Raw genomic sequence first — 14,128 nt, forward strand, 5'->3', positions numbered from 1 at the left:
CCTGTTCGGCATCCGCTCAGCCTCTTCCGAGGGCGGCGGAACGGTGTTTGACGTACGCGTCCGCGGGCTTGCCGAGGTAACTCCACGGGTACTCGGAGGCCAGGTTGCCCAGGGCGCGGAAGTGCGCGGCGGCGCGTGCGGTGTCGCCGCTCAGCGAGAAGAGCGCGGCGAAGACGCCCTGGATGGTGACCCAGCCGTACGCGGGTCGGTAGTACGGGTGCAGGACGGAGCGTTCGGCGGCCTCGACGAGTTCGGCGTGGACGTGGGCCTGGCGCAGATAGTCGGTCCGCTCACTCCCCGCGGAGGGCAGATCGAGCCAGCGCTCCAGGTGCGCCTCCGCCACCAGACCACCGTTGAGCGACCCTTCGGGCGAGTTGAGCAGGCACTCGCGGGCGAACCCGTGTGCCGCCTCCCAGCTCCCGCTCCACTTGGGACACAGCTGCTGGAGCAGCCGGGCCTGCCCGGTCAAGTGGTGCGGGTGGTACGCGGCCAGTCGGTCGTACCTCCGCCGCGCCTCGTTCTGCCCGAGCTGCAGTCCCATGGCCGTGGTCAGGCGCGCGGCCCAGGCCGCGTCGTGGGACGGGTCGAGGGCGGTGGCCCGGATGAGCAGCCGCTCGGCCTGCCGCAGATGCTCGTGCAGCTGCCGGAACTGTTCCCGGCTGACGTGCTCGGCGCGCGCGCTGCTCCGGATCTCCCAGCCGATCTCGATCTCGCGGGTCCCGAGCGTCGCGAGGGCCAGTACGTCGTCGGGGGCGGCGGCGACGACTTCCCGCAGGAAGTGCTCGACGCCGGGCACCTCGGCGACGACCCGGACGAGGAACGCCCGGTCGGTGCCCTGCGGCAGCCCGTCGGCGTACTGCCTGATCCCCGCCCAGTCCCGCGCGGCGGTGGCCTGCCGCAACCAGCCGGCCTCCGGGAAGGCGGAGGCGAGCTCGAAGTCGGGGGGTGGGAGGGATGCGTCGGTCGACATGGAGCGGATGGTAAGTGGATGGTTGGAGACGGTTTTTGGTCAGGTGCGGGGAGGTTGTGGGAACAGAATGGCCAAAAAGTGCATACGGGTGTCCACTTGACCTTACGATGACCGGTCTTGACCGGGTCATGACTCGAACTTGAGTTCGCCTTGTGGGAGGTGACCTATCGCCTTGCCGCCGGCTTGGAACAATCCATGCGACCGCTGTCACCGACACCGCCACCCCGCTGTCGCCGCCACGGTCACCTCACCGTCGCTGTCACATTCACTGTCACTTTCACGTCACCGTCACCAGGAGACCCACCCGTGGCACTCAACGCCCGTCGCGCCAGACAACTGCTGGAGATCTCAGCCCCCTTGCTGCTCCAGGGCGAGCAGGTCGAACTCACGAGCGTGGCCGGGATCGGGACGGTCTCGGTGCGCAAGCAGGCCCTCACCGCGGCGGTGGTCGGCGTACTCAGCGCGGGAACGGTGATGGCGACGGTCACCCCGCGCCCGATGTACCTCGTCCTGACGAACCAGCGGATCCTGTTCTTCGACGGCAACCGGGGCGGCAAGCCGGGCAAGTTGCTGATGAACCTCCCGCGCCCGTACGTCACCGCGAGCGCACCCAAGAAGACCTTCCTCGGCCTCAAGGTGGTGACCCACCTGACCGTCGAGGGCCAGCAGGGCGCCCTCAAGGTCGACTTCCCGGTCCAGACCCGCGCCGACGGGCACCGGTTCGCAGCGGCGCTGCCGGTCACGCGCTGACGCGCCTCACCGACGTCGGCCTCATGCATAGACCCGAGGCATAGTCACTCGAACGGCTGAACCGATCCCGAGCCACCCGACGGAACGCCTCCACGTCACTACATTCCGTCACATGGTCAGCTCAGCGCATGAGGCGATGCACCAGATCTTCAGGGAGGACCCGGGGCTGTTCGCCCGGGCCCTCCCGAAAGCGGGCATCGCCTTACCCGAACCCACCACGATCCAGCTCCTGGACACCGATCTCACCGAGATCAAACCCATGGCGCGCCGTGTGGACACCCTGATGCGCGTCGACACGACGGACAGCGGAAGCTACCTGCTCGCCGTGGAGGCGCAAGGCAAACCGGGAAGCGGCTGGGGCGCAGGCGAGACGTGCAGGTCTGGGCAGCTCAAGCTGCCAACCACTGCACTCTCCCCACAAAAGTGGCGAAGTCCTGGCTAGAGCATCGACGCTGGATCTGAAGCACGAATAGGCAAATTCAGTCATCGAAAGGGTTGGAGCCAAATCGGAACGGAGGACACCCCACTTGCTCCCAAGTCTCGCAGTAAAGGTTCCTCCAGTAGCCTTCAGGATCGCCGAAAGCCACAGGGTCAACGGCTCGTACCTGCCAAAGGTACCTTTCGCTCACCGACCAGAGGAACTCATCGTCGGGCTCGGCAGATTCAGGCATCCCTGCCAGACCCTCCGCAGAGGGCGCCCCGAACAGTTCACTGTACTGATCGGCTTCTAGATCGAGAGCCCTCAAGAAGGCAGGCACGGACGTATTGACCAGTCGCGGCACGCCGAAGGCAGTTTCCGAGTCGACTTGCTTGGACGGCAACTTGGGATGCGCCCGGAAGACTCTCCCGGTATGAGCCTCCACACCAAAGCAACAATACGCCGTCCCTCGATTCCATAGGGACACCTTACGAACGATCTCGTACAGAGGGTCAACTCCCTCGAAACGGAGAACCGGGGCCTGGCCCTCCTGAATCCAGGCAGCTTTCCAAGAGCCAACCATTCTTGGTAGGCCAACAGTCCGCAGAGCTTCCTTCGCGTCCGCGGGAAGATCCCAGCCCTCGACACAGTGGCTGCCGAATACACGATCAACGGGAAATTGCGTCACTGCCAGAAACTCCTCGGACAGACCACACGGGACGCCGAAGGCCGGCGTCCCGTGTCGGTAAGTGTGATGCAAACTCCTCAGATGATACCGCGGCGGCGCATCGCACCCGTGATGAGGTCCTTCAGGATGGCATTACTGTCCTTTCGGACCTGTGCATCCTCGGTCCAGGCCACTGAATGGCTCACCGGGACACCTGGGAATTCAGACTTCACGAAGGCGTCGCAGTTGGCGCTCCAGTCCCCGCAGGGAGCGCGTTCCGAATAGATACCCGCAACATCTCCTTGCCCGTATCCAGCCTTGGAGATCGCGTCAGGCAATCCGACTTCTGCGTGATCTTCGGCGCCCTTACTGATCGCCCCTACGAACTGTCCGTCCTCCATCTTGGCAACGGCCACGTTCCTTCCAGCGCTGAAATTCTTGATCTTCATCCGGAACTCGAAGGCACCCTTGCTCATGCCTTCATGTCCGTACAGCTCGTTAACTGCTCCGGTTGGACATTCCTCATCGATGTTATGGACGAGGACGGGCGTCGCCCCAGCCTCCACGTAGTACGTGTGCAGGGTGCCGATGGTGAGGTCGTACGTCGTGGTGTTCGCGTGGTACAGACGGACGCCGCCGACCTCGGCGGTGCCGGTCGGGGTCTGGAGGACGTCTCCGGCGTGAAGGTCCCTGGCCTCGACGAAGGCCGACTGGGTCACGTCGTAGAACGGGTGGTGGAACGTCGTCGTCAGGTGCGCGCCCTGGACGTCTTCCGCACCGGCCACGGCCTTGGTGTCCTGCGCGGACGTCGTGCTGACCGCCGCCACCGGAGCCGTCGCCGGCTCCTGCCCGTACCCGTGGCTCGCCGCCAGCGCGCCCAGCACCGCCGCCGAGGCCGCCAGCCCGAACGCCGCCTTGCGCACCACCTTCCGGGCCAGGGACTTCGCCCCGCCCTTCTCGGTCCGCACAGCCGCCGATTCGGTCGCCTTCTTGATGCCGACGTCGACGAAGTCGTGGTCCGTGTGCGTGACGATCACCGCGGTGACCTTGTGCGCCTGCACACCGGCCACTCCCGGCACCGAGTTCGCGATCGTGTCACCGACCCGCACCTGGTCGATCGCCTTCGTCGAACCATCGGCCATCAGCACCCGGGTCGAACCCGTGAAACTGTGCGTCGGTGCCTTCGCCCCCGGGATCTTGCAACTCCCGCCCGACTCCGACTGACTCTTGGTCCCCGCCCCCTCCGACTCCGCCGCCGAAGCCGCCTCGTCCGTGGCGTCCGCCGCCGCCGAATCCCCGGCCTCGGTCGCCCCCTTCCCGAACAGCCCGCCCACGACCTTCATCGCCTTGGGCGCCACCTTCGCCAGGAGCTTGCCGCCGAGGCTGCCGAGCGCACCGCCGACCGCGCCGGAGACCGCGCCCTCGAGTGCGGACTCGCCGAACGCTCCCGCGCTGCAGTCCCCGCCACCGTTCTCGGCGCACTTGAAGCCCTGCTCCACCAGCGAACCCGCCGCACCCGCGGCAGCGGCACACCCGATCGTGCCCAGGCCGGCCGTGAACGCCTCACAGCCCGCGAACACCGCCGTCGACACCACGAACGACGTGATCGCAGCCGCGTGGTGCTTGACGTACGTCGCCGTCGCCTTCGCCGCCTTGACCGTCGCGTGGTACGCGGTCCGCGCGACATGGGCGACCGCCTTGGCTGCCTTCTTTATGTGGCTCGCGACCTTGTGCGCCGCCCTCTTCACCGCGTGGACCACGCGATGCACCACACGTGAGGCCTTGTGATACGCCGTATGCACCGCATGGACTGCCGCGTGATAGATCCGTCTGACGTGCCGTGCCGCGTAGTGGTACACGCGCCGCACCACCCGCACCGTCGCGTGGTACACGTCCCGCACGTGATGCACGATCTTGCGGGCCGCGTGCTTGACCGCATGGACGATCTTCCGCGCCGCGTGCTTCACCGCGTGGTACACCTTCTGCGCCACGTGCGAGACCGCGTGCTTGACGTGATGGGCGACCTTCTTCGCCCCGCACACCACGTCGTACCAGGAACAGTTGCCCGACTCGTCCGTACCCGCCATCGGGTTGTCGTCGACGTAGGCGAAGGGGTTCGCCGCCACCGAGTTCGGCACCGCGTTCAGCGAGATGCTGTCCTTGTTCAGGAACTGGCCCGTGTCCGGGCTGTACCAGCGCGACGCCGTGCCCACATCACCCGTGCCCGGCTCCGTCCAGCCCGACTGGAAGCCCAGATGGCCCATCACCGTGTTCGTCGGTGAGACCACCTTGCCCAGCGGGTCGTACGACACCGAACCCGCCAGCGATGTCGCGCCCGAGGTGAACGTGCCCACCACGTCGCTGTGCAGGTCCGTCAGGGCCAGCGCCCCACTGCCGCCCGACGGCTTGACACCGATCACGCCACCCGCCGGGTCGTACGTGTACGTGCTGTCGCCGTCCGACGCGATCGTGTTGTCCGCACCCGAGTAGGCGAACGTGCGCGTGGTCTGGTCCGTCGTGTCCGTGTCGGTGATGTTCCGGCCCAGCGCGTCCAGCGTGTACGACTGCGTGCCCGCCGTGATCTGGTCGCCGAACGCGTCCGTCTTGTACGCCACCGAACCCGACGTCTGCGACTCCTGCGTCATCGTGCCGCGCGCGGAGTAGTCGTAGGAATGGGTGCCGTCCGAGGTCAGCTCGTCACGGGCGTCGTAGGTGTAGACGTCCGAGCCGTTGCGGATGCGGTTGCCCGAGGCGTCGTACGCGTACTGCTTCGTCGTCGAACCGTTGTTCCACGACGTCAGACGGTCCGACCAGTCGTACGTGTACGTGTTCGACGAGGCGCCGGACACACCCGTCGTCGCCTTCGACGTCAGGTTGCCGTTGTTGTCGTAGCCGTACGAGAAGCTCGCCAGCGTCGACACGCCCTGGACCAGGACATCGCTCGTCAGCTCGTGCGAGCTGTTGTAGCCGAACGTACGGGTCTGGCCCGTCGAGCCGTACTTGACCGACTTGACCTCGTTCAACTGACCGTATGTGTACGTCAGTTGGGTGCCCGTTGCCGCGTCGTTCAGGGACGACAGGCGGCCCGCCGTGTCGTAGCCGTACGACGTCGAACCCGCCGCGTCCGCCCGCGTCAGCATCGACGCGTCGTCGTTGTAGGTGAAGCTGGAGGAGCCCGCCGAGCCCGAGGCACTGAGCACATCGCCCCGGTCGTCGTACGTGAACGCGTCGTGCGTGGACGACTGGTGATCGTCCGCGCCCGTGATGCCGGCCTCGGCCGTGTCCGCCGAGAGGACCCTGCCGTCGGCGTCGTAGTTGAAGCTGCGCTGGGCCGTCGCCGCGTCCGCACCGGAACCGGACATCGTCTTCAGCTGACCGTTGACGTCGTACGTCATCGAGGTCGTGACGCCACCCGGAAGAGCGGCCGTCGTCAGCTGGCCGTCCGCGTCGTAGGCGAAGGTCGTCGTCGAGTCGGCGGCCGAGGTGTACTTGTCGGTCGTCGGCTCGATCACCTTCTCCTGCTGGCCCCACGGCGTGTACGTGTAGCGCCAGGAGTTGCCGCGGCCGTCGGTGAAGCGCGTGCGGTTGCCCGCCGCGTCGTAGCCGAAGGTCGTGGTGATCGACGTCGAAGCGTCCACCGGCTCGACCTGCTGCGTGATCGCGCCCGACGCGTCGTACGTCCAGCGCGTGGTGTGCTGGTTGGCGTCCGTGGACGCGACCATGTTTCCCACACCGTCGTACTGCTGCGAGGTCTCCGACAGCTTGGTGCCGCTCGCGTCGTACTCGCGCGTCGCCGTCGGGTCGTCCGAGGCGTTGTAGTCCGTCTCGGTCCAGGTGCCGTCCGCCAGCGTCGTCTTCGTCGTGTTGCCCTCGAAGTCGTAGCCGTAGCGGGTCGTGTTGCCCGCGCCGTCCGTGACCGAGGTGATGTCACCGGCCCGGTTGTAGGCGTAGGTGTTCGTGACACCGCCCGGCGTGGTCGTCGACGCGGTGTGGGCGCCGTACGGGTTGCCGGCCGTGACCGCGTACGAGTTCGTCGTCGTCAGCGTCCTCGTCGACGGGTAGCGCTCCATCGTCGTCGAGGTGAGCTGGCGGCCCATGAAGTCGAACGTCGCCTGGGTCTGCGCGCCCGCCGCGTCCGTCGCCGACAGCTGCTCGCCGTCGGTGTCGTACACCGCGTGCGTCTTGGTGCCGTCGGGCGCCGTGATCTGGGCGAGGTTGCCCATCTGGTCGTAGAGGTACGAGGTGGTCCTGCCGCTCGGGCTGATCTCGTCGGTCCGGTTGCCCTCGCTGTCGTACTTCCAGACCGTGGTGCCCGCGTTGGGCGCCGAGGCGCCCGCGGGGGTGTACGAGGGGAGTGCCTCGGAGACCTTGTTGCCGTTGGCGTCGTACGCCGTGGTCGTCACCAGGCCGTTCGGGTCCTCCTCCTCGACGCCCTCGCCGAAGGTGTTGAAGCCGCTGGTGGTGACGGGGTGGACGGTCGCCGCCGTGGTGCCGTCGGGCTCCGACTGGACTGCCGGCGCGGTGGACACCGCGAGGTTGCCGGCCTCGTCGTAGGCGTACGTCGTGGTGTTCTGCTCGGCGTCCGTCGTGGACGTCGGCAGGCCCCGCTTGTCGTAGGCGTACTTGGTGGTCTGCTCGGTGGAGGAGCCGACCGTGCCGCCGGTGCGGCCCTTGCCGTAGAGGGAGGTGACGTCGGCGGCGGACAGGGCCCGCTGGTAGACCTGCACGTCACCGACCGAACCGGCGACGACGTCGCTCGTCGTGCCGTCCGCCTTCTCGGTGCCGCCGATGGAGAGCGGTCCGGTGCCCGTCCAGGGCGCGGTGTTCGTGCCCGAGCCTGCCTGGGCGCCGTTGACGTACAGCTTCATGGAGCCGGTCGTCGAGTCGAAGACGCCGACCAGGTGCGTCCAGGTGTTCAGCGTCGGTGCCGCGGTGGCGGTGGCGTCGTAGAACGCGGTCGGGGAGGCCACGTCGGCGTTGGCCGCGTGGAAGCGGTACGCGTTGTCGGCCTTCGAGTACTGCAGATAGAAGGAGGCCCGGTTGGTTCCGCCCTGCGCGACGAAGGTGCGGTAGGTGGAGGTGTCGCCGAGGTTGACCCAGGCGGACACCGTGTAGGACGCGGTGGTGTCCAGGACCGGGCCGGTGGTGTCGATGAGGTTGCCGGTGCCGGTGGTGGTGCCCGCGAACTTCGCCGCGCCGTCCGACCAGGTCACGCCCGATCCGGCGGTGGCCGTGTTGCCGGTGCCGGAGGAGTCGGTGATGTTGGTGCCGGAGTCCTGGTCGAGCTTCCACCAGCCGGCCGGGTGCCCGGAGGCGTCCCCGTACAGCGTCTCGCTGAGCACGTTGCCCATGGCGTCGTACGTGCTGGTGGTGGTGCGGTCGTAGCCCGTGGCGTCGTGGTCGTTCTCGCTCGCGACCTGGTCGTCCGGGGTGAACGAGACCGTGGAGACGCGGTCCACGCCGGTCGGGTCGACCGTGGTGGAGGTGGTGCGGGAGGCCGCGTCGACCTTGTAGTCGGTGACGGTCTCACCGTTGTCGGAGGCCGAGGTGAGCAGGTTCCCGGCGGCGTCGTAGGTGTCCGACTCCAGGACGTAGCTCTTCGTGCCGTCGGCGCTGGTCCGCTTCACCGAGGCGGTCAGACCGTCGTCCAGGTACGTGTACGAGGTGGTGTTGCCCATCGCGTCGGTCACCGACTGGAGGCGGCCGGCCGGGTCGTAGGCGCGCGAGGACTCGGTGAGCAGGGTCGCGGTCCCCGGGTTGACCGGGTCACCGGTGTACATCAGGGCCTGCGTGAGCAGGTTGCCGTTGTCGTCGTACGTGTAGCGGGTCTCGTTGCCCGCCGAGGTGACTTCCTTGGTCTTGTTGCCCTGGTTGTCGTAGGTGTACGTGGTCGTGTTGCCGTTGCTCGCACCCGCGACGGCGTTGGCGTCCGACTCGGTCAGCAGGTGGTCGTAGGCGTCGTAGGTCTGCGTCTCGGTGCGCGCGGTGTCGCCGCCGCTCGCGTCGGCGACGGTCTGCGAGGTGACGTTGCCGTCCTCGTCGTAGACGGTCGAGGAGACGGCGGCGTGGGTGGCGCCGGTGACGCGGTCGGTGAGCTGCGGGTCGTGCTCCTCGGTGACCTGGCCGTTCAGGTCGTACGTGTACGAGGTGGTCAGGCCGTTCGGGTAGGTGTCCGAGACGACCTTCTGGCTGAGGACCTGGCCGAGGCCGTCGTAGGTGTACGTCGTCACCAGGCCGATGGCGTCGGTGGTCGAGGCGACGTCGCCGTTCTTGAAGTACGCCACCTGGTTGACCGCGCCGCCGGGGCTGATCGTCTTCACCGGCAGGCCCTTGGGCACCACTCCGCCGTCGGCGGACGGGTAGGTGCTGGTGCCGTCGCTGTAGACGGTCGTGGTGGTGCGGCCCTTGGGGAATCCGGGGACGGCCGGGCCGGTGATACCGGTCTGGTTGCCCTGCGCGTCGTATGCGTACGAGGTCAGGTAGGTGTTGTCGGTCGCCGACACGGAGCGGCCGTCGCGCTCGGTCAGCAGCTGGTCGTTGCGCGGGTCGGTGGTGGTGAGCTGGGCCGTGGTGTCGTCCGGGTAGTACGTGTAGTACTCGGTCGAGCACTTGTTCGCGGACTCGTCCTGGCAGGCGGTCGAGGAGACGATGTTGCCGCGTACGTCGTGACCGGTGACGGTCATCGAGCCGTTGGGGTCGGCGACGGTGTGCTCGAAACCGGCGGAGTCGTAGCCGAAGCTCGTCTTGTTGCCGAGGCCGTCGGTCTCGGTCAGCGCCCGGTTGCCGTTGTCGACGTCGTAGGTGTAGGTGAGCGTGGCGTTCGCCGGGGAGGTCACCTTGACCGTCTCGACCGGCAGGAGACCGGTGGAGTTCTTCGCCGCCTCCCACTGCTGGGCGACGTCCGCCGCGGCCAGCTGGGAGCGGTAGACGGCGACCTCGGCGATCGAGCCCTTGAAGTAGGTGGCGTAACCGGTGTTGCTGGTGGTGCTGGTGTGCGACTCGTCGGGCCAGTTGCCGCCGATGAAGCCCCCGCCGACGTACTGGTTGGTCTGGACGCTCATCGCGGCCGTGCCGGTCTGTGAGGCCACCAGCGCGTCGTCGAGGTACAGCGCCTGGCTGTCGGGCGCCGTCGACAGCACCACGTGGTGCCACTTGCCGTCGGTCACCGCGGCGGCGGAGCCGACGGGTTTGGTGGATCCGCCGGAGAAGTAGAACTCGCCGTACAGCTTTCCGCTGCTGCCGACGTAGAGGACGGGCGTGTAGTTGCCGGTGGTGGTGCCCCCGCTCAGCGGGTCCTTGGACGCGCCGAGCAGCACGCCGTTGGCCGTGGAGGTCTTGAACCACATGCTGACCGACTCGGCGCCCACGCCGGGCAGGATGCCGCTAGGCAGCGCCATGGACGAGGTGCTGCCGTCGAAGGTCGCGGCCTTCTGGTCGGTGAACGGACCGGTGGCGCCGAGCGTCACCGCGTTGTACGTGCCGTTGCCGCCGCGCACCTCGTCGACCGCGGCGGTCGCGCCGGCCGCCTCGCCGAGGCGGAAGTAGCCGGCGGGCGCTCCGCCGAGGACCGCGCCCCGGTAGGTCTGGCTGGAGCCCGCGACGGTGGGGGCGGCGAGCTTCCACACGCCGCCGTTCTCGTCGGTGAGCTGGGTGAGGGTGGTCGTGCCCGGGTCGTACTGCATCGCCGCGTACGTCTTGCCGGACGGCCGGGTGATGGAGGTCAGCAGGCTCGCCGCGTGGGTGCCGTACTGGTAGAGGGCGTTGACGTCGGCGGCGACCAGCGGGCGGCCGTACCAGGCGGCGTCCGCGACCGCGCCGTTGAAGTAGGTGGCGTAGCCGGTCTTCTCGCTGGAGCTCTGGTGCGGCTCGTCGGGCCAGTTGCCGCCGAGGAAGCCGGTGCCGAGGTAGTTGAAGGACTGGTTCTTGCCGAAGGCGACCGCGCTCTGGATGGAGACGGTGCCGGTGCGCGAGCCGATCTTCGCGTTGTCGACGTACAGCGTCTGCGAGTTGCCCGCGGCCGACAGCACCACGTGGTGCCACCTGCCGTCGGCGACCGACGCGGTCGTCACGATCGGGTTGATGCCACCGCTGTACCAGAACTCGGCGTTCAGCTTGCCGTCGGTGCCGACGTAGATCGAGGGGGTGTAGAAGCCGGCGGCCTGTCCGGAGCCGATGGGCTGGGAGGCGTAGGAGTAGAGGACGCCGGGGCCCGCGGAGGTCTTGAACCAGAGCGAGAGCGCGCCGGAGTCGGTGTCGTTGCCGGTGTTCTTGGGCAGCGAGACGTCGGAGGAGGTGCCGTTGAAGGCGGCGACGGTGGTGGACGAGCCGGTGAGCGGGCCACCGCTCTGGCCCGTCGTCACGTTCTCGTAGGCCGCGTTGTCGGTGCCCTCGCCTGCGAGGACGGCGTCCTTGGCGGTCGTCGCGCCCGAGGCCTCCGACAGTGGCCACATGGCGTGCGGGTCGAGGTCGAGCGAGGCGTTCTGGTACTGCGAGCCGCTCGTGTAGCCGTACGTCGTGCACTTGGTCGTCGACAGCGGCGAGCACACCTTGGTGAGCTGGTCGCCGGTGTAGCCGTACGTCCAGGTCTGCGCCGTGGACGAGTCGCCCGCGGTGACCGGGTCGGTGACGACGGTCTGGACGTGCGCGGCCGACGCGCCGGACGGCGTGAACCAGGTCAGGTTGAGGGAACGGCTGGAGACCGCGGACGTCATCTTCGTGATGTGGCCGCTGGTCCAGGTGAAGGTGATGGACCGCCCGTTGGCGTCCGTCACGGAGAGCAGACCGTACGCGCCCGAACCCAGGGACTGGGTGAACGTGTAGACCGTGTCGTCCTTGTCGGTGAGCGTGTAGCCGCCGGTGACCGTCTTGAACGTGGCGAACCGGCCGTTGCCGGGCGTGAAGGTGCCGTCGCTGTTCTTGCCGTAGCCGACCTGGGACCCGTCGGGATAGGTGACGTTGACACTGGCGACCGCACCCGACGCCGTGTACTGCTCGGTCGCCCGGGAGTCGAAGATGCTCGACCAGCCGGAGCCGAACGCACCGGTCCAGCGCGGGTCACGGGAGTTGTAGTCGCGCTCCACGTCCAGCGAGGGGCCGACGGTGGAGATCGAGGCGTCGGTGTCGGAGGTCGTGTAGTTGCCGATCGACGCGTCGAAGCCGTGGTCACTGCTGTTCTGCGACAGACCCGAGGTGATCACGGGTTGCGGCACTTGGACCGAGAGCGCGTACGGGTCCGCGGTCGAGTACAGAGCGGTGGTCGAGTCGTACGCCTGAACGGTCCACGTGTACTGCTTGCCCCAGGCCAGCTTGCCCGCCGGGACCGTCCAGTCGCCGGTGGAGACCAGGCCCGAGTCCGCGACCTTGGTGTTGTTCGCGTCGTAGACCTTGAAGACGTACTGGCCGGCGCTGCCGCTGGAGTTGGCGCCGCCCGCCCAGGCGGTCAGCTCGGGGGTGGTGGTGCCCACGACCGCGTTGTCGGCGGGGAACTGCTCGTACAGCTGCGGCGCCGTGTTGCCCGTGTAGGTGACCACGATGTACGGGCCGAGCCCGGGGTCGTTGAAGGAGCCGAACTGCTTCCAGTGCAGGGTGTCGGCGGTCGACGCGTAGATCGCGAGGCCGTAGTCGGCGGTGGTGCCGTTCATCCAGCCCTGGATGGCGGACGTGGACAGGGAGACGGTCACGTTGTCGCCGACGGTGCGGTCGGCGCCGGTGTTGGCGCAGGCGTTGGGCACGCTCGGCGTCGCGTTGCCGATCGAGGAGCCGTACGTCGGCCCCGGGTAGCTGGTGACGCCCTCCGGGGTCCAGGCCTTCGTCACCAGCGCGACGTCGAAACGCTCGGCGGTGCAGGTGGAGGCCCAGGTGTCGAAGAGGTGCAGGGTCGCGGAGGAGACGGTGACGCCGCTGCCGTCCCAGGCGGTGTCCCAGTGGTTGACGTAGCCGGCCGCGGAGTGGGTGCCGGAGTCGTAGGAGCCGACCTTGACGGTCTGCTCGTAGGAGTGGTCACCCGCGGCACCGGACTCGGCGTAGGTGGTGGTCCAGCCGTCCGTGACCTGCGGGTCGACGGTGACCGGGAAGACGCGGCGCGCATCGTGCAGCCAGCTGTCGTCGAGGGTCACCTTCAGCGCGTAGCCGTCCTTGTCGTGGACGAGCTCGGTGGTGACGTCGTGGGTGGTGGCCGGGTCCCCGGAGCGCGGGTTCACCTTCGAGTCGTAGGCGTACGACGCGGGGACACGCTCGACGGTCCTGCCGGCGGAATCACGCAGGTCGATCGACCCGCTCCTGGTCTGCACGGGCGTGAGGCCCTTGAGGTCCAGCGGGAAGGTCCAGCTGTTTCCGGCGTCCGCGGAACGCAGGACGACCGCGTCCTTGACCCCGGTCGCGGTGGGGGCGACCTGGAGATCGGTGTCCGTCAGGACGTTCTCGTACGTGACGCGCGAACCGTCCGCCGTGCCCTTGACGGAGGCCGCGCCCTTCAGTCCGTAGGAAAGGGAGTGCGCGCTGTCGGCGGCGAAGGAGACGAGGCCGGAGTCACTGGCCTCGGCGCCGAAGTCGACGCCGACGGAGTTGGCCTTCTCGTGCCAGCGGCCGTCAGGACCGGCTCTCACGTCCACATCGATCGGCGCCCATCTCCCCTTCCCCACCTGATAGTTGACGGGCGTCGGGGATATTCGGCGGGTGGTGCTGCCGTCGGCGTTGTCGTAGACGGTGTCGGTGCGCGAGGACTTGGCCGCGTTGCGCTTGCTGGTCTTGGGGTTGTAGGTGCCGCCGCTGCGGCTCTTGCCCTGCTGAACGGCGGGCTTGTGCGGCTGGTAGGCGGCGAGTTCGCCCTTCCCCTTGCCCGGCGCCCTGCCCACACCGCGCTTGGCGTCGGTCGTCTTCGCGGAGACGTGGTGGGCGTGTCCGGCCGCGGTGCCCGACTTCTGGTGCGGGGTCCGGCCCCAGTGCGGGTCCTGGAACCAGGCCGCCACGGAGGACAGGCTCGGCATCGAGAGGGACACCTGGCCCAACTCACGCCCGTCGGCCACCGCCTGCTGGGTCGTCAGCATCAGTGCGAGCGCCGTCAGGGCGACCATGGCCACCTGCCGCCGGATGCGGCGCATACGGCTGACGGGACGGCGGGGCTGGCGGGAACGGCGGGCAGGCCGAATGCGCACGGCTTCGACTCCAACAGTCAAAAGAGATCAGGCAGGGGAAACGCGCAGGAGACGCACAGAAAACCCGCTGATCTTGACTGTTGTGAACATGTCGCGAACAGGCACGAGGAACGTTTTTGGCCTTACCTTGACCGGATCTTGCTGAACCAAATCGACTTGTTTCGACTCGC

5 protein-coding genes are annotated in these 14,128 nt (G+C 68.0%); 2 read left to right on the forward strand and 3 right to left on the reverse strand.

What is annotated here, in order from left to right; genetic code table 11:
• Positions 1–16: 16 nt before the first annotated feature.
• Positions 17–970: a hypothetical protein gene (locus ABZ656_RS14115; RefSeq protein ID WP_360267750.1), complete on the reverse strand. Its 954-nt coding sequence runs from the start codon at positions 968–970 to the stop codon at positions 17–19.
• Between the two features lie 306 nt (positions 971–1,276).
• Between ABZ656_RS14115 and ABZ656_RS14120 the strand changes: the two genes are divergently transcribed.
• The gene (locus ABZ656_RS14120; protein WP_360267753.1) at positions 1,277–1,720 is read left to right on the forward strand and encodes a hypothetical protein; all 444 of its coding nucleotides are present in this window, start codon (positions 1,277–1,279) and stop codon (positions 1,718–1,720) included.
• 112 nt (positions 1,721–1,832) lie between these two features.
• The gene (locus tag ABZ656_RS14125) at positions 1,833–2,162 is read left to right on the forward strand and encodes a hypothetical protein (protein WP_360267756.1); all 330 of its coding nucleotides are present in this window, start codon (positions 1,833–1,835) and stop codon (positions 2,160–2,162) included.
• 37 nt (positions 2,163–2,199) lie between these two features.
• Here ABZ656_RS14125 and ABZ656_RS14130 read toward each other — a convergent pair whose 3' ends face one another.
• Both ABZ656_RS14130 and ABZ656_RS14135 read right to left on the reverse strand, forming a co-directional pair.
• Positions 2,200–2,826, reverse strand: a complete 627-nt coding sequence (locus tag ABZ656_RS14130; RefSeq protein ID WP_180362467.1) for an SUKH-4 family immunity protein — start codon at positions 2,824–2,826, stop codon at positions 2,200–2,202.
• Between the two features lie 77 nt (positions 2,827–2,903).
• Positions 2,904–13,904: a LamG-like jellyroll fold domain-containing protein gene (locus tag ABZ656_RS14135; RefSeq protein ID WP_360267760.1), complete on the reverse strand. Its 11,001-nt coding sequence runs from the start codon at positions 13,902–13,904 to the stop codon at positions 2,904–2,906.
• Positions 13,905–14,128: the final 224 nt, after the last annotated feature.

Source organism: Streptomyces sp. NPDC007095 (genome assembly GCF_040634475.1).
In the GTDB taxonomy this organism is placed as follows: Bacteria; Actinomycetota; Actinomycetes; order Streptomycetales; family Streptomycetaceae; genus Streptomyces.

Coding starts and splice junctions, on each gene's coding strand:
- ABZ656_RS14115 (WP_360267750.1), bottom strand. CDS start 970: ATGTCGACCGACGCATCCCTCCCACCCCCCGACTTCGAGCTCGCCTCC.
- ABZ656_RS14125 (WP_360267756.1), top strand. CDS start 1,833: ATGGTCAGCTCAGCGCATGAGGCGATGCACCAGATCTTCAGGGAGGAC.
- ABZ656_RS14135 (WP_360267760.1), bottom strand. CDS start 13,904: ATGCGCCGCATCCGGCGGCAGGTGGCCATGGTCGCCCTGACGGCGCTC.